17 protein-coding genes are annotated in these 18,875 nt (G+C 72.9%); 6 read left to right on the top strand and 11 right to left on the bottom strand.

All coding sequences use genetic code 11. The annotated features are described in order from the left end of the window. Positions 1-21: 21 nt before the first annotated feature. Positions 22-1,071 carry an aminotransferase class V-fold PLP-dependent enzyme gene (locus tag CG740_RS08420; RefSeq protein WP_100574380.1) on the top strand — a complete coding sequence of 350 codons (1,050 nt, stop codon included), beginning with the start codon at positions 22-24 and terminating at the stop codon, positions 1,069-1,071. 48 nt (positions 1,072-1,119) lie between these two features. On the opposite strand, the gene CG740_RS08415 is transcribed toward CG740_RS08420, so the two are convergent. Continuing rightward, positions 1,120-1,674 (bottom strand): MarR family winged helix-turn-helix transcriptional regulator, encoded by a 555-nt coding sequence (locus CG740_RS08415; protein WP_100574379.1) that lies wholly within the window; start codon positions 1,672-1,674, stop codon positions 1,120-1,122. 146 nt (positions 1,675-1,820) lie between these two features. Here CG740_RS08415 and CG740_RS08410 point away from each other — a divergent pair, with 146 nt between their 5' ends. Beyond that, complete coding sequence (locus tag CG740_RS08410) at positions 1,821-2,948, top strand: alkene reductase (RefSeq protein ID WP_100574378.1); 1,128 nt, start codon at positions 1,821-1,823, stop codon at positions 2,946-2,948. A 43-nt stretch (positions 2,949-2,991) separates the two neighbouring features. Beyond that, entirely contained in the window at positions 2,992-3,699 is a 708-nt protein-coding gene (locus tag CG740_RS08405; protein WP_100574377.1) for a hypothetical protein, read from the top strand. Here the strand turns inward: CG740_RS08405 and CG740_RS08400 are convergent. The 6 genes from CG740_RS08400 to CG740_RS08375 form a co-directional block, all read right to left on the bottom strand. After that, a complete protein-coding gene (locus CG740_RS08400) occupies positions 3,674-4,342 on the bottom strand; it encodes a hypothetical protein (RefSeq protein ID WP_100574376.1) in 669 nt (222 codons plus the stop codon). The two genes, CG740_RS08405 and CG740_RS08400, sit on opposite strands and share 26 nt — an antisense overlap. A 290-nt stretch (positions 4,343-4,632) precedes the next feature. Beyond that, positions 4,633-5,493, bottom strand: coding sequence for an ectoine hydroxylase (gene thpD, locus CG740_RS08395; RefSeq protein WP_100574375.1), 861 nt, complete (start codon positions 5,491-5,493; stop codon positions 4,633-4,635). Between the two features lie 2 nt (positions 5,494-5,495). Beyond that, the gene (locus CG740_RS08390) at positions 5,496-5,900 is read right to left on the bottom strand and encodes an ectoine synthase (RefSeq protein ID WP_100574374.1); all 405 of its coding nucleotides are present in this window, start codon (positions 5,898-5,900) and stop codon (positions 5,496-5,498) included. Positions 5,901-6,003: 103 nt separating this feature from the next. After that, a complete protein-coding gene (ectB, locus tag CG740_RS08385) occupies positions 6,004-7,275 on the bottom strand; it encodes a diaminobutyrate--2-oxoglutarate transaminase (protein ID WP_100574373.1) in 1,272 nt (423 codons plus the stop codon). Next, the gene (gene ectA / locus CG740_RS08380) at positions 7,272-7,793 is read right to left on the bottom strand and encodes a diaminobutyrate acetyltransferase (RefSeq protein WP_100574372.1); all 522 of its coding nucleotides are present in this window, start codon (positions 7,791-7,793) and stop codon (positions 7,272-7,274) included. The genes ectB and ectA overlap by 4 nt, the downstream gene beginning before the upstream one ends. Before the next feature lie 324 nt (positions 7,794-8,117). Next, positions 8,118-9,215 carry a pyridoxal-phosphate-dependent aminotransferase family protein gene (locus CG740_RS08375; protein ID WP_100574371.1) on the bottom strand — a complete coding sequence of 366 codons (1,098 nt, stop codon included), beginning with the start codon at positions 9,213-9,215 and terminating at the stop codon, positions 8,118-8,120. Positions 9,216-9,328: 113 nt separating this feature from the next. On the opposite strand from CG740_RS08375, the gene CG740_RS08370 reads away from it, so the two are divergent. Together CG740_RS08370 and CG740_RS08365 are read left to right on the top strand one after the other, a co-directional pair. Next, entirely contained in the window at positions 9,329-10,414 is a 1,086-nt protein-coding gene (locus tag CG740_RS08370) for an amidohydrolase family protein (protein WP_100574684.1), read from the top strand. Positions 10,415-10,819: 405 nt separating this feature from the next. Beyond that, complete coding sequence (locus tag CG740_RS08365) at positions 10,820-11,785, top strand: SCO1860 family LAETG-anchored protein (RefSeq protein ID WP_442802816.1); 966 nt, start codon at positions 10,820-10,822, stop codon at positions 11,783-11,785. Positions 11,786-12,285: 500 nt separating this feature from the next. Here the strand turns inward: CG740_RS08365 and cobC are convergent, their stop codons facing one another. Next, positions 12,286-13,821 carry an Rv2231c family pyridoxal phosphate-dependent protein CobC gene (cobC, locus tag CG740_RS08360; RefSeq protein WP_100574369.1) on the bottom strand — a complete coding sequence of 512 codons (1,536 nt, stop codon included), beginning with the start codon at positions 13,819-13,821 and terminating at the stop codon, positions 12,286-12,288. Between the two features lie 87 nt (positions 13,822-13,908). Between cobC and CG740_RS08355 the strand changes: the two genes are divergently transcribed. Further along, positions 13,909-14,631, top strand: coding sequence for a ZIP family metal transporter (locus tag CG740_RS08355; RefSeq protein WP_100574368.1), 723 nt, complete (start codon positions 13,909-13,911; stop codon positions 14,629-14,631). Between the two features lie 5 nt (positions 14,632-14,636). On the opposite strand, the gene CG740_RS08350 is transcribed toward CG740_RS08355, so the two are convergent. The 3 genes from CG740_RS08350 to CG740_RS08340 are packed head-to-tail and all read right to left on the bottom strand — an operon-like array spanning position 14,637 to position 18,753. Further along, complete coding sequence (locus CG740_RS08350) at positions 14,637-16,079, bottom strand: cobyrinate a,c-diamide synthase (RefSeq protein ID WP_100574367.1); 1,443 nt, start codon at positions 16,077-16,079, stop codon at positions 14,637-14,639. Continuing rightward, positions 16,073-16,681 carry a cob(I)yrinic acid a,c-diamide adenosyltransferase gene (gene cobO / locus CG740_RS08345; protein ID WP_100574366.1) on the bottom strand — a complete coding sequence of 203 codons (609 nt, stop codon included), beginning with the start codon at positions 16,679-16,681 and terminating at the stop codon, positions 16,073-16,075. Before cobO ends, CG740_RS08350 begins: the two co-directional genes overlap by 7 nt. Beyond that, positions 16,681-18,753 (bottom strand): putative cobaltochelatase, encoded by a 2,073-nt coding sequence (locus tag CG740_RS08340; RefSeq protein ID WP_100574365.1) that lies wholly within the window; start codon positions 18,751-18,753, stop codon positions 16,681-16,683. Before CG740_RS08340 ends, cobO begins: the two co-directional genes overlap by 1 nt. Between the last annotated feature and the right edge of the window lie 122 nt (positions 18,754-18,875).

Below are 18,875 nucleotides of genomic sequence, written 5' to 3'. Positions count from 1 at the left end.
TCGGGGATTCAGGGTGGAGCCATGGAACTGGACTCCCTCGCGCGCGGCGAGTTCGCGCCGCAGACCACCTACCTCAACACCGCGAGCACCGGGCTGCTGCCGGCCCGGACCGTGGCGGCCATGGGTGAAGCCGTGGCCGCATCGGCGGCGGGCCGGCCCACCGACATGTTCGGCGATGTGGAGGCGGCCCGCGCCACCTACGCCCGGCTCGTCGGCGTGCCCGTGCGGCGGGTGGCGACCGGCGCCTCCGTCGCCGTCTACACCGGTCTCGTCGCCGCCTCCCTGCCCGAGGGCGGCGAAGTCCTCGTCGCCGAGGCCGACTTCAGCTCCGTGGTGAACCCGTTCCACATGCGCCGCGACCTGAAGGTGCGCACCGTTCCGCTGGAGCGGCTCGCCGAGGCGGTGCGGCCCGGCACGGCCCTGGTCGCGGTCAGTGCGGTGCAGTCCGCCGACGGGCGCATCGCGGACCTCGCCGCGATCCGCGCGGCCGCCCGCGCCCACGGCGCCCGGACGCTGATCGACGTGTCCCAGGGTGCGGGTTGGTACCCGGTGGACGCGGGGGCGTACGACTACACCGTGACGGTCGGCTTCAAATGGCTGACCGCCCCGCGCGGGGTCGCCTTCCTCACCGTCCCCGACGACCTCGGCGACCTGAACCCGATCTTCGCCGGCTGGGTTGCGGGGGAGCAGCCCTGGGACGCCTGCTACGGCCCCATCGACGAACTCGCCCGTTCCGCACGGCGGTTCGACGAGAGCCCGGCCCTGTTCTCGTACACCGGAGGCCGGCACTCCCTGGCCCTCGTCGAGGAGCTGGGCATCGAGCGCATCCACGCCCACAACACCGCGCTCGCCGACCGCTTCCGGGACGGCCTCGCTCCGCTCGGCTACGAGCCGGTGACCGCGCCCGGCTCGGCGATCGTGGCGGTTCCGGGCCTCGGCCGCCATCAGGAGGAGCTGAGCCGCGCGGGCGTCGAGCTCTCCAACCGCGCCGGGAATCTGCGCGCGGCCTTCCACCTGTACAGCTCGGCCGAGGATGTGGACCGGCTCCTCGATCTGCTGCCCACTCGCTGAAGTGCCCGTCCGGCCGGGGGAGTTCGCGCACCGGCCGGACGCGCGCCGTCACTCCCCGCAGGACGGCTCGCTCGCGCAGGACGGCTCGCTCGCGCGGGGCGGCGCGCCCCCGCAGTCGGCCGGGGTGCCCGCCGAGCGGCACAGGTTGGCCTCCACCTTCCCCAACAGCCTTGCCAGCGCGGCCCGTTCGTCCGCGTCCAGGCCCGCGAGGGTCTGCTCCTCCAGGTCCGTCCAGGCCCGCTTCACGCGCTCGTGCAGTACGCAGCCGTCGTCGGTGGCCTCGACCAGCGAGGCGCGCCGGTCCTTCGGGTCGGGGCTGCGCCGCACATAGCCGGCCTGCTCCAGGCGCTGGAGCATCTTGGTGACCGTCGACGGGTCGAGCTCAAGGAGCTTGATCAGCTCGGACTGGCGCGCCGCCCCCGCGTCCCACAGGTGCATCATCAGGAGCTCCTGCCCCGGGTAGAGCCCGATGGAGCGCAGCTGACGGCCCGCGGCGATGCGGTGCAGCCGGGCCACCCGGGAGACCGCATGGCTGAACGGGCCGCCGCGGGCCGCGCTCGGCAGATGGGGGTGGTCGGTACAGACGGGGTCGTCGGAGGTCATGCGACCAGATTACCTTGGTCGGCCAAGTAATGCGTTACAGTGGTTTTCGGCGCCGATACTTGGCCGACCACATAAACCGTCGGATGGGCCTTCCAGCCCCCTCCCGCCCTTCCTCCGTCTCCCTTCCTGTCTCCCTGGAGGCCGCTGTGACCACCGCTTTCGACTCGATCGACCTGGCCGGCACCCCGCTCACCAACCGCATCGCCCTGGCCCCCATGACGCGCAGCCGCGCCACCGGACCGGGCAACTCGCCCACCGCGTCGACCGCCGAGTACTACGCCCAGCGCGCCTCCGCCGGGCTGCTGATCACCGAGGGCGTCCAGCCCTCCGTGGTCGGACAGGGCTACCCCGACACCCCGGGCCTGCACAGCGACGAGCAGATCGCGGCCTGGCGCAAGGTCACCGACGCGGTGCACGCCAAGGGCGGCCGGATCTTCGCCCAGCTGATGCACGCGGGCCGGATCGGGCACCCCGACCTGCTGCCCGGCGACCTGATCAACGTGGGCCCGTCCGCGGTGGCCGCCGAGGGGCAGGTCTTCACGCACGAGGGGCCCAAGCCCTTCATCACCCCGCAGGCGCTCAGCGAGGACCAGATCCAGGTCACCATCGGCGACTTCGCGGCCGCCGCGCGCAACGCGATCGAGGCCGGCTTCGACGGTGTCGAACTGCACGGCGCCAACGGCTACCTCATCCACCAGTTCCTCGCGCCCAACTCCAATGTGCGTGAGGACGGCTGGGGCGGGTCCGTCGAGGGGCACATCCGGTTCGCCGTCGAGGTGACGAAGGCCGTGGCCGCCGCGATCGGCCCCGAGCGCACCGCGATCCGCCTCTCGCCCGGCAACCCGTACAACGGCACCGTGGAGCCCGAGCCCGAGCCGGTCTACACCGCCCTGGTGGCCGCCCTCGAACCCCTCGGCCTCGCCTATCTGCACGTCCTCGAAGTCGCCCCGCAGCAGCGCGAGTTGACGCTCCGGCTGCGCAAGGCGTTCTCCGGCGTGTTCGTCCTCAACGCGGCCACCGAAGGACCCACCGGGCCGGACGCGCTCACCCTGATCGAGGACGGCACCGCCGACCTCATCTCCTACGGCGCGCTCTTCCTCGCCAACCCGGACCTGCCGGCCCGGCTGCGCGCGGGCGGCCCCTTCAACGCCCCCGACCCGTCGACCTTCTTCGGCGGCGACGACCGCGGCTACCTCGACTACCCGACGCTCGACGCGGACGCCCCGCTCGACGCCCCGCTCGACGCCCCGCGCACCGCCCCGCTCGACGCGTGAAATCCGCTGGTCGCGGCCCGGCCGGGCAAGGCAGGATCGGGCCGTGACCACGAGCAGCCACCCGACCCCGCAGGCGCGCGCCGCCGCCCGCAACAACGCCGACTGGTGTGCCGCCCTCTGCCGCGCACACGGCATCACGGGGGACGCGGGCCCGTACGCCTGGACCAGCCCGCGCCGCACCCCGCTCTACTATCCCGACGCCGTGACGCTCACCCCCGAGGCCTCGCCCGGTGACATCCTCGGCCGCATCGACCTCACCGCCCCCGGCGCCTCGGTGAAGGACAGCTTCGCAACGCTCGATCTGGGCGACGACGGCTTCGAGGTCCTCTTCGAGGCGCGGTGGATCCATCACACGCCCCCCGAGGCCTCCGGCAGGAGCTGGCAACTCGTCGACGGCGAGGGCGAGTTGACCGCCTGGGAGCGGGCGTGGTCCGACGGCGGGAGCGAGGGCCTCTTCCCGCCCGCGCTGCTCGCCGACCCCGGTCACACCTTCCTGGTGGACTACGACGAGCGAGGAGAGGCGACCGCGGGTGCCGTCGCCAGCCGGAGCGGGGACGTCGTGGGAATCTCCAACCTGTACGCCGTCGACGGCGACCAGGACGCGGCCTGGGCCGGCTGCCTCGCCACCGTCGCCCGGCTGTGGCCGGGCCGTGAGGTCGTCGGCTACGAGAGCGGCGACGACCTGGCAGCCGCCCTGCGCGCGGGGTTCGCCCCGACCGGGCCGCTCAGGGTGTGGCTGCGCCCGAGCTGAGCGGCTCGCCGTACCAGCGCCACTTGTCCGGACGGGTCCGCCCCGGCAGATCCGCCCGGCCGGTGGCCCACAGCAGTACCCGCCAGCGGTCCGGGTCCTTCGGCACGTCCCGGAAGAGCCGGGCCAGCACCCGCTCGCACAGACCGGCCGGCGGAGTCCAGGCCAGGCCGAGCCCCTCGGCCACGTCGTGCGTGTGCAGCAGCGTCTCCACGATGCCCATCGCGCCGAACCCTTCGGGGTCCGAGATGCCGAAGCCGTGGTACGCCCGCACCTCGGGCGGGGTGGTGCGCACCATCGCGGTGAGCAGGGCGCCGCTCGCCTCCAGCGTCTGAAGGAGTCCGGCAGGCCCGGCGGCGCGGTCCGCGTGCACGGAGTTCCGGGGGCCGCCGGGACGCCTGGCCTCCCACAGGTACGGCACCTCGCCGTCCAGCGGGGGCTGGGCGGGGCCGATCTGTACGGCGTAGGCGAACAGGTCGTCCGAGAGGTGCTCGACGGTCTCCCAGCAGTCCCACTCCAGCGTGCCGGCCGGCACGCTCCAGTCCGCCGTGAGCCCGGCGCGCAGCGCGGTCACGGACAGCCGCACGGCGTGCTCGACATCGGCGCCGGTGACGGGAGTTCGGGAAGGTTCATCGACCATGGACATGGAGGGACCGTACCAACGATCTCTGTGGGGATGGAGGCGTTGGTACGGTCCCCGGCCCGGGAGCAGTGGGGGAGCCCCCGGGCCCTTGGCCATCGCGCGGCCTGCGCGCTACTTCTGCGGCTATCGCTGCGGCTATCGCACCGGCGTGAAGTCCCGCGCCCCGATGCTGTGTTTTCCGGGGGCAACCCCCGGACCCTCGGCCGGAGGGGCTCTACCGCACCGGCGTGAAGTCCCGCGCCCCGATGCTGTGTTTTCCGGGGGCAACCCCCGGACCCCCGGCCGGACGGGCTCTACCGCACCGGCGTGAAGTCCCGCGCCCCGATGAATTCCGGGCGGCGGATGGGGGCGGCGAAGGGTTCCTCGGCCGCGTTCTCCACGCTGTTGAAGACGATGAACACGTTGCTGCGCGGGAACGGGGTGATGTTGTCCCCGGAACCGTGCATCGCGTTGCAGTCGAACCAGGTCGCCGAGCCGGCCCGGCCGGTGAACAGCTTGATGCCGTGCCGGTCGGCCATCTTGGTGAGCGCCTCGTCGGACGGGGTGCCCGCGTCCTGCATCTGAAGGGACTTCTTGTAGTTGTCCTTCGGGGTGGCGCCCTCGCAGCCGAGGAAGTCCAGGTGCGAGCCGGGCATGATCATCAGCCCGCCGTTGGTGTCGTGGTTCTCGGTCAGCGCGATCGAGACCGACACCGTCCGCATCCGCGGCAGACCGTCCTCGGCGTGCCAGGTCTCGAAGTCCGAGTGCCAGTAGAAGCCGGAGGCACCGAAGCCCGGCTTCACGTTGATCCGCGACTGGTGGACGTACACGTCCGAGCCGAGGATCCGGCGGGCCGTGCCCACGACCCGCTCGTCGCGCACCAGACGCGCGAAGATCTCACTGATCCGGTGCACCTCGAAGACCGACCGCACGGACTGCGACTGCGGTTCGATGATCGACCGCTCGTCGGCACGTACGGAAGGATCGGCGATCAAACGCTCCAATTCCGAGCGGTAGAGCGCCACTTCGTCGTCCGAGAGCAGGTCCTCGATCGCGAGGAAGCCGTCCTGCTCGAAGGATTCGAGTCCGGCGGACGGTCCCCAGACGACCGGGTCCTGGCGGGGCGTGATCACCTCGGCGGAGCCACGGGTGGGGTAGAGATCCTGGGCGGTCATGGTCAGCCCTCCTCGGGTTCGGTCAGCAGCGGGTAGACGCCGTTCTCGTCGTGGTCCTCCCGTCCGGTGACGGGCGGGTTGAAGACGCAGACACAGCGGAAGTCGGTCTTGGGGCGCAGGGTGTGGCGCTCGTGACCGTTCAGGAGATACATCGTGCCCGGCTCGATCCAGTGGGTCTCGCCGGTCTCCTCGTTGGTGAGCTCGGCCTCGCCCTCGGTGCACAGGACCGCCTCGATGTGGTTGGCGTACCACATGGAGGTCTCGGTGCCCGCGTACAGGACGGTCTCGTGCAGGGAGAAGCCGACCTTTTCCTTCGCGAGGACGATCCGCTTGCTCTCCCAGGTACCGGAGGCGGCCTTCACATGCCGGTCGGTGTTCTCGATGTCCTTGAACGAGCGGACAATCACGGTGAGTTGCTCACTTTCTGTCTAGCTGTGCAGCTGTGTGTCTGCGTTCCTGGCTGCGCTTGTGTGTCGGCCTGCGGGTGCGGGCGTCGGCCGGGCGAGCGGGTCAGACCGTCGCCGCGACCGCGCGGGCCAGCGACCGCAGGCCCTCGTCCAGCTCCTCGTGCGTGATGGTCAGCGACGGAAGCAGCTTGACCACCTCGCTCTTGGGGCCGGAGGTCTCCAGGAGCAGCCCCAGCTCGAAGGCGCGGGCGCAGACCTCGGAGGCGCGGGCGGGGTCGGCGAACTCCAGGCCCCACACCATCCCGCGGCCGCGGTAACTGGCGCCGAGCGCGCTGTGCTCGGTGCACAGCGCGAGCAGGGCCTGCTCGATCTGCTCGCTGCGCGCCAGGGTGTGCTTCTCCATCTGGCCGGCATCGGCCCAGTACGCCTCAAGCGCGGCGGTCGCGGTGACGAACGCCGGGTTGTTGCCTCGGAAGGTGCCGTTGTGCTCGCCGGGCTCCCAGACGTCGAGCTCGCCCTTGAACAGGCAGAGCGACAGCGGGAGTCCGTAGCCGCTGATCGACTTGGAGACGGTGACGATGTCCGGCACGATGCCCGCCTCCTCGAAGGAGAAGAAGGCGCCGGTGCGGCCGCAGCCCATCTGGATGTCGTCGACGATGAGCAGCATGTCGCGGCGGCGGCACAGGTCGGCGAGCGCACGCAGCCACTCGGGCCGGGCCACGTTGATGCCGCCCTCGCCCTGCACGGTCTCCACGATCACGGCGGCCGGCTTGTTGAGACCCGAGCCTTGGTCCTCCAGGAGCCGCTCGAACCACAGGAAGTCCGGCACCTGGCCGTCGAGGTAGTTGTCGAACGGCATCGGGGTGCCGTGCACCAGCGGGATGCCGGCCCCGGCCCGCTTGAAGGCGTTGCCGGTGACGGCGAGCGAGCCGAGCGACATGCCGTGGAAGGCGTTGGTGAAGGAGACGATCGACTCGCGGCCCTTCACCTTGCGGGCCAGCTTCAGCGCGGCCTCGACGGCGTTGGTGCCGGTCGGGCCCGGGAACATCACCTTGTACGGCAGGTCGCGCGGGCGCAGGATCACGTTCTGGAACGTCTCCAGGAAGGCCCGTTTCGCGGTCGTCGCCATGTCCAGGCCGTGTGTGATGCCGTCCCGCTCGATGTAGTCGAGCAGCGCCCGTTTCAGTACGGGGTTGTTGTGCCCGTAATTGAGTGAGCCGGCCCCGGCGAAGAAGTCCAGATAGCTGTGGCCGTCCTCGTCGGTGAGGCGGGCACCCTGCGCGCGGTCGAACACGGCGGGCCAGCCGCGGCAGTAGCTGCGTACCTCCGATTCGAGGGATTCGAAGACACTCAGGGCGGGCGGGGTGATGGTCACAGCGATTCTCCCTGGGGGTGGAGGGGGCCGATGCGGTAGAGGACTTCGGGCTGATGCCCGTCATCGGGGAAAAGGCCCGCGTCGAAGAGCAGTTCTCGGTCTAGGGCGGCGCCGCGGCGCTTGGCGAACGAGGTGAAGAGCCGGTCGGACGGGGTGTTGTCCGGCGACACCGTCGTCTCCAGGCACGTGGTCCCGTGCGAGGAGGACACCCTCGCCGTCAGCGCTTCGAGCAGCAGCCCCGCGAGCCCGTGGCCGCGGTGGGCGTGGTCGACGGCGACCTGCCAGATCACCAGCGTGCCCGGACGGTCGGGCCGTACGTAGCCGGTGATGAACGCGATGGGCGTGCCGTCGTCGTCCCGGGCCACCGCGGACGTCCTGGCGAAGTCGCGGCACCAGAGCAGATAGCTGTACGAGGAGTTGAGGTCGAGCACCTCGGAGTCACGGGCAATGCGCCAGATCGCGGCTCCGTCCTCCACTCGTGGGCTTTCGATTCGGACTGCTGTTTGCGCGGCGGTCATGCCGAGGGAATTTACCGACCGGAAATTGAAATTGCATTCCCGTGAGGGGGTGCGCACAGAGGTCGGCTGTGTTATCACGCGAGCATGTGCGCGAACCGGTTTGTCCGGTAATTACCGGACAAAAGGTCGGGGTTGTGGAGTCGATCACACCGTTGTGACAGGCTCGGAACCTTGTTGAAACTTTTGCGTTTGAGCCCGGGAAGGTGGGGCATAAGAAAACGGGAAGCTGCGGTGAATAAGCAGCTTCCCGTTCTGTGGAATTTCTATGGAATTCAGTTGCGCTTTAACGCGTAGTTCAACGCATCGGGGGATCGCGGGGAAGTGTCACCAACTGGCGGAAACGGCCTTGCGGGCCGCCTCCAGGTCCACGGCGATCCCGTACTCGCCGAGTGCCGCGCCCAGCGCCGCGAGCGAGGACTGCACGACGCCCCGCGTGGCGTCCACGCCGTAGTGGTTGACCCGGACCATCGTGGAGGCCAGTGCCCCGCCGCCGGCGATCAGGGGCAGCGAGGGGTCCGCGGCGAGCGCCTTGGCCACCAGCTCGGCGGCGTCGACGCCCTCGGGGGTGCGCAGCGTCGTGGCCACCGGGGCGGCATCGGCGGCCTCGTGCACATACGGGGCGAGACCGCCGCCCAGTGCCAGGGCGCCGGCGCGGGTCGCCGCGGCGGCCGAGGCGTGCCGGGCCATCACGGCGTCCAGGCCCTCGGACTCGATGCGCTCCACGCACGCCTCAAGGGCCAGCATCTCCAGCTGCGCGGGCGCGTGCAGCAGGGCCTTGCGGCCGCCGTCGATCCAGCGCTGCTTCCAGTCCAGGAGCGAGAGGTAGGAGCGGCGCGGGGCGCTCGTGTTGGCCGCGATGCGCTCCCAGGCGCGGGCGCTGACCGAGACGGCCGAGACGCCGGCCGGGCCGCCCATCGCCTTCTGCGCGCCGATCACGCACAGGTCCACGCCCCAGACGTCCGGGAGCAGCGGCTCGGCGGCCACCGAGGCGACCGCGTCCAGCATGAACAGGGCGCCGTGCCGGCGCACCACCTCGCCGATCTCCGCGACCGGGTTCGTGTTGCCGGTCGCCGCCTCCGCGTGCACCAGCGAGACGAAGTCGATCTCCGGGTGGTCGGTGAGCGCCCGGTCGATCTGCTCCGCGGTGACCGCCGCGTGGAAGGGCACCTCCAGGTCGACGACCTCGGCCCCGCAGTCGCGCAGCCAGTTGCCGAAGGTCTGCCCGTAGGGGCCGGTCACCACGTTGAGCGCGGTGGAGCCGGGGCGGGCGGCGCCCCGGATGCAGCCCTCCAGGGGGAGCAGCGCCTCGCCCTGCATGATCACCACGTCCTGCTCGGTGGCGAGCAGGGCGGCCACCCGTCGCTCGATCGCCGCGAAGTGGTCGGCGGTCAGCGGGGCCAGGTCCAGGAGCGGGTGTGTCACGGCGATGCCTTCTTCGATCAGCTCGGGGGTCGCGGCGGGAGTCGCGCCGGGGATCGGTTCGGGTGTTCGATCCTCTGGATGGAGACTACCCAGCGCCTCGTACAGTGCTGACCATGAGCGATCGCATGGTGCTGCATGTGAAGGGGCGCGTCCTCGCGGGGCCCGAGGACGTACGGGACGAGCTGTGGGCGGTCGACGGGCGGATCACCTACGAGCGGCCCCCGGGCGAGGCGGTCACCGTCAGCGGCTGGGTGCTGCCGGGCCTGGTCGACGCGCACTGCCATGTGGGCCTGGACCAGCACGGTCCGGTGCCCGACGAGGTGAGCGAGAAGCAGGCCCTCACCGACCGCGACGCCGGGACGCTCCTGGTGCGCGACGCGGGCTCGCCCTCCGACACCCGCTGGATCGACGCCCGCGAGGACCTGCCGAAGATCATCCGGGCGGGCCGGCACATCGCCCGCACCCGCCGCTACATCCGCAACTACGCGCACGAGATCGAGCCCGGCGATCTGGTCGCCTACGTCGGACGCGAGGCGCGGCGCGGGGACGGCTGGGTCAAGCTGGTCGGCGACTGGATCGACCGGGACGCCGGGGACCTGGCCGCCTGCTGGCCGCGCGGCGAGGTGGAGGCCGCGATCGCCGAGGCCCACCGGCTCGGCGCCCGTGTCACCGCGCACTGCTTCGCCGAGGACTCGCTGCGGGACCTCGTCGAGGCGGGCATCGACTGCATCGAGCACGCCACCGGCCTGACCGAGGACACCATTCCGCTGTTCGCCGAGCGGGGCGTGGCGATCGTGCCGACGCTGGTCAACATCGCCACGTTCCCGCACATGGCCGACGGCGGCGCGGCGAAGTTCCCCAACTGGGCCGCCCACATGCGGCGGTTGTACGAGCGCCGCTACGACACCGTGCGCTCGGCCTACGACGCCGGGGTGCCCGTCTTCGTCGGCACGGACGCGGGCGGCTCGCTCGCCCACGGCCTGGTCGCCGCCGAGGTCGCCGAACTCGTCAAGGCGGGCATCCCCGCCCTCGACGCCCTCTCGGCGACGGCCTGGGGTGCCCGCGCCTGGCTCGGCCGCCCCGCCCTGGAGGAGGGCGCCCCGGCCGACCTGGTCGTCTACGCCGAGGACCCGCGCGCCGACGTCCGCGTACTGGCCGCGCCGAGCCGCATCGTGCTCAACGGGCGGATCGTGGGCTGAGGACGTCGGCCGTGCGCCGAGGGCGCCGTCCGGCCGGCCGACTCGGCCTCCGCGGAGGGGAGTCCGCGGCGCTTCCGCTGCACACCACCGGGTTGACCGGGCGTGACGCCGGGGGCCGTCGGGTCGTTGAATCTCTTCATGTGTGCGCCGGGGTGCTGGGGCGGCGTACGGGGTGCGGGGCGGAGGCGGGGGTGACGGGAGGGGGTGCTGGGGACCGGCGAATCGAATATGGGCACGGAAACCACCCTTTGGGGTGAACTGGCGCCGTGTGACGGTCAGTTCACTCTCAGTGCGTAAAGATTCCGGTGTCCCAAGTCGCCGGCGCGCCCCTCGATTCGCAGGAGTCCCACGAGTCCCCGTGGCGGGCGGCCGGCCAGCCATGTCTCCTGTGGGGGTTCCACCATTTTGAACAGCAACAACTTCCGCCTGCCCGCGAACGGTCCGGCCGGCCGCCGCGCCGCCACGATCGCGGCCTGCACGGCGCTCGTCGCGGGGCCGCTGCTGCTGGCCGCGCCCGCGCACGCCACCGGGGTCGAGGGCGACGGCGGGGGCCGGGCGAGCGCCGTCGTGCTGCGTACCGGGCTCGATGTGTCCCTGCTCAACAAGGCGGTCGACGTACCACTGAAGGCCACGCTCAACGAGGTGCAGGCGCCGGCCGGCGCCGAGAAGACCGCGCTGACCGTGAAGCTCGACGGGGTGGCGGGCGGCCGGCCCGTCGATGTCCTGAGGGCGGATGTGGCCACGGCGAAGGCGAGCGTCGACGAGAAGCGGGCGGAGGGCTCGACGCGCCTGGTCAACGCCCGGTTGCACCTGCCGGGCCTGCCGCTGCTCTCGCTCATCGAGGTGGGCGAGGTGACGTCGAGCGCGGTGTGCGAGGCGGGCCGCGCGCCGGTCGCCAAGTCCAATGTGCTCGGTGCGGTCACCGTGCTCGGGCGGAAGATCACGCTGTCCGCGGGCGGCACGACGCGGGTGGACGTGCCCGGGGTCGGCGAGGTGTCCCTGGACCTGTCCCGGGCCACCACCACCTCGCGCACCGCCGCGGCCGTCGCCCTCCAGTTGAAGATCTCGGTCAATCCGCTCCACCTGAACGTCGCCGACGTGAAGGGGGAGGTCACCCTCGCCGAGGCGACCTGCCGTACGCCGAAGGCGGCCCCCGCCAAGCCGCAGGCGAGCGCGCCGGCCGTCCCGACCGCCCCGGACAAGGGGCCCGTCGAGACGGCGGTGAAGACCCAGAACGTCGCCGACACGAAGTTGGCCGAGACCGGGGGGAGTTCGGCCACGCCCTACCTGGCGGGGGGTGCGGCGGTGCTGCTCGTGGGTGGGGCGGGGGCGCTCGTCCTGACCCGTGCGCGGGCCCGGGGCCGCGCCTGACCGCCCCGGGCGGCCGAGGGGCCTGGGGCTGCACCCCCGGGCCCCCTGACGCGTTGTCGGCCGCGGGCCGTGCGGGGCTGCTCGCGTGGGGTTCCCACCCCGCCCCGCCCCTTCCCGCTGTGACACTCTGCGGCTCCGCCGCGTGGCCTCCGGGGGTGGTGTGCCCGGCTGCGGACCGTGCGTGGCTGGTCGCGCAGTTCCCCGCGCCCCCAACCCCGTCTCGGTCTGCGGACCGCGGTCGCTTCTCGCGCAGTTCCCCGCGCCCCTAAAGGCCTTGGTGCTGGCCCGCATCGGGCATGTCAGCCCGTCATGGGGGTCCCCCCTGGCCCTTAAGGCCTTGGGGGAGATTGAGGACGAGCGCCCTTGAGGCGCGAACGGGGGTCTGGGGGCGGAGCCCCCAGGGTCCCAGGGGCACTTCAGCCCCCGGAGGGTTGCGGGAAGGGGCGGGGTGGGGCAGCTCCCGGGGTCTGGGGCGGAGCCCCAGGGGGCTTGCGGGGTGCTCAGGGGTGGGTGAGGGTCAGGGCCTGATCCAGGGCCTGGAGGAAGCGGTTGGTGGTGGGGCGGTCCCGCACCGCCAGACGCAGCCAGTCCGTGCCGAGCCCGGGGAACGTGTCACCGCGCCGCGCCGCGAAACCCAGCGTGCGCAGCCGGGCGCGCACCTGCGCCGCGCCCTCGATCCGTACCAGGACGAACGGCCCCGCCGCCGCCTCCACCGCGCGCACCTCCTCGAACTCGGCCAGCCCCGCCAGGAGATGGGCCCGGTCCTCGGCGATCCGCACCGCGGCGGCCTCGGCCTCCGCGAGGGCCCGGGGCTCCATGCAGGCGCCCGCCGCGACCAGCGCGGGCGTCGACACCGGCCACAGCGGCTGGGCCCGCTGGAGGGCCGCGACCGTGTCCGGCTCGGCCAGCACATAGCCGATCCGCAGCCCCGCCAGGCCCCAGGTCTTGGTCAGGCTGCGCAGGACGACCAGACCGGGCAGATCGGTACGGCCGGCCAGTGCCTCGCGTTCACCCGGCACCGCGTCCATGAACGCCTCGTCCACCACCAACGTCCGCCCGGGGCGCGCCAGTTGAGCCAGTACCGCGGCCGGGTGCAGTACGGAGGTGGGGTTGGTCGGATTGCCGACCACCACCAGGTCCGCCTCCTCGGGCACGGCCGCGGGATCGAGCCGGAAGCCGTCCTCCGCCCGCAGCAGTATCCGCCGCACCTCGTGCCCCGCGTCCCGCAGGGCGGCCTCCGGCTCGGTGAACTGCGGGTGCACCACGACTGCGTGACGGAACGTCAGCGCTCTGGCGAGCAGTACGAACGCCTCCGCCGCGCCCGCCGTCAGGAGCACCCGCTCCACCGCGAGACCGTGCCGCGCGGCCACCGCCGCACGCGCCGGGCGCCCGTCCGGATAGGCGGCGAGCCCGGTCAGCGAGTCGGCGATCCGCTCGCGCAGCCAGGCGGGGGGAGTGCCGGTGCGGACATTGACCGCGAGATCGATCAGCGCGCCGCCGTCGTCGCGGACCTCGGCGTCACCGTGGTGGCGCAGATCGTGCGGGGCGTCGGTGGTGGGGATGGTCATGGCTTCCTCGCTCCTTGTGGGGGGTCCGTCCCCGCCCCCGGCGATCGGCCGGAGGCGGGGCCGACGTACGATCGCACACGTCGCCATGGCGGCACGGCCCGCGGGGCTCGACTTCCGCTTGGGGACGACCAGTTGACCGCCTCCGGCCAGGGCGGCGGCCTCCGCCACGGACGGGGTGCCGACCGCGGCGAGGACCACGTCCGAGCCGTGCGGCACCTGCACCCCGGCCAGTTCCCCGACCGGGTACCCGACGAGCGGCACCCCGAGCACGGCCGCCGCCCCGATGAGCCCGGGCTCGTGCGCCTTGGCGTCCACGGTGGCCAGTTCGACGACGGTGCCGGGATCCGGGCCCGCCTCCGCGAGGGCGGCCCCGATCAGCGCGAGCACCTCGTCCGCCGGGACGCCCAGTGAGGCGCCGACGCCCACCACCAGGGGAGCCCCGCATTCCCGGGAGACGTCGTGGGCCATGGCAGGGTCCTCTCAGGCCGCCCGGGGGCGGCGACGGGCCCCGGCGTGGACGTGCGGAGTGCGGGCCGTGTCGGTAAGCAGGGGCGCATGGCGGTATTCGTCGCGCTCGGCGCGTTCCTGATGACCCTGGTCGGCGGCTGGACCGCCCAGCGGGTCACCGACCAGCGCCATCTGGTGCTCGGGCTCGCGGGCGGACTCATGCTCGGCGTGGTCGGGCTCGACCTGCTGCCGGAGGCCCTGGACGCGGCCGGCGAGGACCTCTTCGGGGTGCCCCGCGCGCTGCTCCTGTTCGTCGGCGGCTTCCTGTTCGCGCACGTCGTCGAGCGTGTGCTCGCGGTGCGCCAGGCCGCCCACGGCGCGGGCGAGCACCGGGCGCCGCAGGTCGGCGTCACCGTCGCCGCCGCGATGGTCGGGCACAGCCTGATGGACGGCATCGCGATCGGCGCGGCCTTCCAGGTGGGCGCCGGAATGGGCCTCGCGGTGGCCCTCGCCGTCATCACCCACGACTTCGCCGACGGCTTCAACACGTACACGATCACGAGCCTGTACGGGAACGAGAAGCGCAAGGCGCTCGCGATGCTGTTCGCCGATGCGCTGGCCCCGATGGCGGGTGCCGCCTCGACCCTGCTCTTCACCCTTCCGGAGCAGCTGCTCGGCAGCTATCTGGGGTTCTTCGGCGGCGTGCTCCTTTATCTGGCCGCCGCCGAGATCCTCCCCGAGGCCCACCACGAGCACCCCGCCCTGTCGACGCTGCTCTGCACCGTCGCGGGCGTGGGCTTCATCTGGCTGGTGGTGGGCATCGCCGGCTGAGTACGTCACGGGGCGCAGCCCTCGGCGAACCGGCCCGCCACCTCGGGGCGGGCCGCCCAGTGCGTGTGCAGATAGCTGGCGTGCACACCCCCCTGCACGAAACCCTCGACGCGGCGCTCCGGGTGCACCACGCCCCACGCCGGGTCGGCCCCGGAGCCCGGCTCGATCACGGTGCGGTGGAACTCGTGGCCGCGCAGCCGCGTTCCGGCGACGGCCAGGCTGTTGTCCCGTACCGCGACGGCCTCGCGATAGCCGAGGGTGAGCCGACCCGACATCCGCGCGTCTGCGTCCAGTACCCCGCACATGGGCTGCCCGTCGAGCGAGCGCGCCAGATACAGCAGCCCCGCGCACTCGGCCGCGACCGGCGCCCCCGACCGGGCCAGCTCGGCCACGGCCTTGCGGAGCCGCTCGTTGGCCGACAGCTCGGCCGCGTACACCTCGGGAAACCCGCCGCCTATGACCAACCCGCCGGTCCCGGGCGGGAGTTGCTCGTCCTTGAGCGGGTCGAAGGCGACGACCTCCGCGCCTGCCGCGGCGAGCAGTTCGGGGTGTTCGGCGTAGGAGAAGGTGAACGCGGAGCCCCCGGCGACGGCGATGACGGGCCGCTGCGCGGAGCCTCTTGCCCGCCCGGCCCCGTCCGGAACCGCGGGCTCTGCCCCCGGGCCTGCGCCCCCCGAAAGCCGCGGGGGCTGGACTGCGTCCTGGCCGCCGGGTCGCGGGAGCGCGGCAGCAGGATCCCACGGCTCGCCAGCCAGCCGCGGCGCGCTGCGAGCCAGAGCCAGGAGCCCGGGCAGATCGCAGCCCGCCCGCACCTGTTCCCCCATCGCCGCCACCGCGTCCACCGCGTCCGCGCGGCGTTCCGCGACCGGGACCAGGCCCAGGTGGCGGGAGGGGGTGTCCACCTGGGGCGCGCGACGCAGGGCGCCCAGGACGGGGATGCCCACGTCCTCCATGGCCTCCCGGAGCAGCGCCTCGTGCCGGTCCGAGCCGACCTTGTTGAGGATCACCCCGCCGATCCGCACCCCGGGGTCCCACGAAGCGAAGCCGTGCACGAGCGCGGCCACCGACCGCGACTGCGAGGAGGCGTCCACGACGAGCACCACCGGGGCGCGCAGCAGCTTGGACACCTGGGCGGTGGAGGCGAGTTCACCGAGGCCGCTGGCCCCGTCGTACAGACCCATCACGCCCTCGACCACGGCGAGGTCGCAGCCGCGCGCGCCGTGCGCGAACAGCGGGGCCATCAGCTCCGGCCCGCACATGTACGCGTCGAGGTTGCGGCCCGGCCGCCCGGTGGCGAGCGAGTGGTAGCCGGGGTCGATGTAGTCGGGGCCCACCTTGTGCGGGGACACGGTGAGCCCGGACCGCGCGAACGCGGCCATCAGGCCCGTCGCCACGGTGGTCTTGCCGCTGCCCGACGCCGGGGCAGCGATGACGAGACGTGCTACCACTCGATGCCCCGCTGGCCCTTCTGGCCGGCGTCCATCGGATGCTTGACCTTGGACATGTCGGTGACCAGATCCGCGAACTCCACCAACTGCTCGGGGGCGTTGCGGCCGGTGATGACCACGTGCTGGGTGCCGGGCCGGTCGCGCAGGACCGCGACGACCTCCTCGACGTCCACCCAGCCCCAGTGCAGCAGATAGGCGAACTCGTCGAGCACGTAGAACTTGTACGTCTCGGCGGCCAGGTCGCGCTTGACCTGCTCCCAGCCCTCCCGCGCCTTCTCCTCGTGGGTGGGCTCGCCCTCGGCGGTCTCGCGCTGGATCCAGGACCAGCCCTCGCCCATCTTGTGCCAGTCCACCGGGCCGCCCTCGCCGGAGGCCCCGAGGACCTTCAGCGCGTTCTCCTCGCCGACCTTCCACTTCGCCGACTTCACGAACTGGAAGACCCCGACCGGCCAGCCCTGGTTCCAAGCGCGCAGCGCCATGCCGAACGCGGCCGTCGACTTCCCCTTGCCGACGCCCGTGTGCACCATGACCAGGTGCCTGTTGCGACGCTGACGGGTCGTCAGACCGTCTTCGGGTACGACACTGACCTGTCCCTGCGGCATTAAGCGGCCCTCCTCGAAGGTGCGGTTGCGTCCTTGACGAGACCGGCGATGGAATCCGCCCGCAGCTCGTCCAACGTGACGGCGGTGCCGCCGAGTTCGCGTGCGAGCTCCCCGGCGAGCCCGAGCCGGACCATCCCCGACTCGCAGTCCACGACCACCGAGGCGGTGCCCTCGCCGGCGTGCAGCCGGGCCGCGCGGGCGCCGAGCGCCACCGGCTCGGGGCCGCCGGTGGCCCGGCCGTCGGTGACCACCACGAGCAGCGGCCGGCGCGAGGGATCGCGCAGCCGCTCCACCCGCAGCACGTCATGGGCCTTGAGCAGCCCCGCCGCGAGCGGGGTGCGCCCGCCGGTCGGCAGCGTTTCGAGCCGGGCCGCGGCCGCGTCCACCGACGAGGTGGGCGGCAGCGCGAGCTCGGCGTCCTTGCCGCGGAAGGTGACCAGGCCGACCTTGTCGCGGCGCTGGTAGGCGTCGAGCAGCAGCGAGAGCACCGCGCCCTTGACCGCGCTCATCCGCTGCCGCGCCGCCATCGACCCGGACGCGTCCACCACGAACAGCACGAGGTTGCCCTCGCGCCCCTCGCGGGTGGCCTGGCGCAGATCGTCCCGGCGCACCACGAGACCCCGCCCGGAGCGCCCGCGCGCCCGCTGGTGCGGGGCCGCGGCCTGTACGGTCGCCGCCAAGTGCAGCTTGGTGAGCGCCCCTTGGGGCCGGCGCGAGCCGGTGGTGCGGCCGTGGTCGGTGCGGGCCCGCGAGCGCCGGCCCGCGGCCCCCTCGCCCAGACCGGGCACGCTCAGCATCTTCGTACGGAACGGTTCGGCGGCCTTCACCGCGGCCCGCTCGCCGGGTCCGCCCGGGGCGGGCGCGGCGGACGGCTCCGTGGACTCGGAGGACTCGGAGGACTCGGACGCGTCCGAGGACTCGGGTGATTCAGGCGATTCGGCGGGGTTCTCGGGGGAGTCGCCCTGCGGGGGCACCCCGCCGCCCCCACCGCCGCCGGGGCCCTCGGGGCCCGGGTCGGGATCGTCGTCCTCGTCCTTGGACCGCTCGCTCGTGGACTGCTCGTCCTTGAACTGCTCAAGGGTCTCGTCGAGCTTGTCCTGGTCGAGGCCCGGCGCGTCGAAGGGGTTGCGCCGGCGCCGGTGCGGCAGCGCGAGCAGCGCGGCCTGGCGGACGTCGTCGCTCGTCACCTCGGTGCGGCCCGCCCACGCGGCGAGCGCGGTCGCGGTGCGGGCCATCACGATGTCGGCGCGCATGCCGTCGACCTCGAACGCGGCGCAGGTCGCGGCGATCTGGAGCAGCACCGCGTCCCCGAGCGTGACGGACGGCAGCAACTCCCGTGCGGCGACGATCCGTTGGCGCAGTGCGCCCTCGTCCTCGGCCCAGCGCGCGGCGAAGCCGGCCGGGTCGTCGTCGTAGGCGAGACGGCGGCGCACCACCTCGACCCGCTGCTCGGGCTCGCGCGAGGCGGCGACCTCCACGGTCAGGCCGAACCGGTCGAGCAACTGCGGCCGCAGCTCGCCCTCTTCGGGGTTCATCGTGCCGACGAGCAGGAAGCGGGCCGCGTGCCGTACCGAGACGCCCTCGCGCTCGACATAGGACGAGCCCATGGCGGCGGCGTCGAGGAGGAGGTCGATGAGGTGGTCGTGCAGCAGGTTGACCTCGTCGACGTACAGGATGCCGCGATGGGCGTCCGCGAGCAGCCCCGGCTCGAAGGACTTCACGCCCTCGCCCAGCGCCCGCTCGATGTCGAGGGCGCCCACCAGGCGGTCCTCGGACGCGCCGACGGGAAGCTCGACCATGCGGGCCGCGCGGGCCGTGCCGGGGCCGCTCTCGTGCGGCCCGTCCGGGCACTCGGGGTCCGGCGCGGCCGGGTCGCAGCTGAACCGGCAGCCCGCGACGACCGCCACCGCGGGCAGCAGATCCGCGAGCGCCCGCACGGCGGTGCTCTTGGCGGTGCCCTTCTCGCCCCGGACGAGGACCCCGCCCACCGCCGGGCTGACGGCGTTCAGGAGCAGCGCGAGGCGCAGGTCGTCCATGCCGACGACGGCGGTGAACGGATACCGGGTGCTCATGTGCTGGTCTCTCCTTCGAGTAGTGCTGTACGCCGGGGGCCCGCGAGGGTGTTCCTGGTTCCCACGGGGCGGTGCGGGGCGGACCGGGTCACGGCGCCCACGGGGCGGTGGCGGGCGGGCCG

It is taken from the genome of Streptomyces sp. CB01201 (genome assembly GCF_002803085.1).
GTDB lineage: Bacteria > Actinomycetota > Actinomycetes > Streptomycetales > Streptomycetaceae > Streptomyces > Streptomyces hundungensis.
The sequence above is the reverse complement of the archived record's forward strand: the minus strand, read 5'-3'. Positions and strand labels throughout refer to the sequence as shown.

Bases quoted from the DNA above. Each gene is read 5' to 3' on its own strand.
- CG740_RS08420 (WP_100574380.1), top strand. From the start codon at position 22: ATGGAACTGGACTCCCTCGCGCGCGGCGAGTTCGCGCCGCAGACCACC.
- CG740_RS08415 (WP_100574379.1), bottom strand. From the start codon at position 1,674: ATGACCTCCGACGACCCCGTCTGTACCGACCACCCCCATCTGCCGAGC.
- CG740_RS08400 (WP_100574376.1), bottom strand. From the start codon at position 4,342: ATGTCCATGGTCGATGAACCTTCCCGAACTCCCGTCACCGGCGCCGAT.
- thpD (WP_100574375.1), bottom strand. From the start codon at position 5,493: ATGACCGCCCAGGATCTCTACCCCACCCGTGGCTCCGCCGAGGTGATC.
- ectA (WP_100574372.1), bottom strand. From the start codon at position 7,793: ATGACCGCCGCGCAAACAGCAGTCCGAATCGAAAGCCCACGAGTGGAG.
- CG740_RS08370 (WP_100574684.1), top strand. From the start codon at position 9,329: ATGAGCGATCGCATGGTGCTGCATGTGAAGGGGCGCGTCCTCGCGGGG.
- cobC (WP_100574369.1), bottom strand. From the start codon at position 13,821: ATGGCCCACGACGTCTCCCGGGAATGCGGGGCTCCCCTGGTGGTGGGC.
- CG740_RS08355 (WP_100574368.1), top strand. From the start codon at position 13,909: ATGGCGGTATTCGTCGCGCTCGGCGCGTTCCTGATGACCCTGGTCGGC.
- cobO (WP_100574366.1), bottom strand. From the start codon at position 16,681: ATGCCGCAGGGACAGGTCAGTGTCGTACCCGAAGACGGTCTGACGACC.
- CG740_RS08340 (WP_100574365.1), bottom strand. From the start codon at position 18,753: ATGAGCACCCGGTATCCGTTCACCGCCGTCGTCGGCATGGACGACCTG.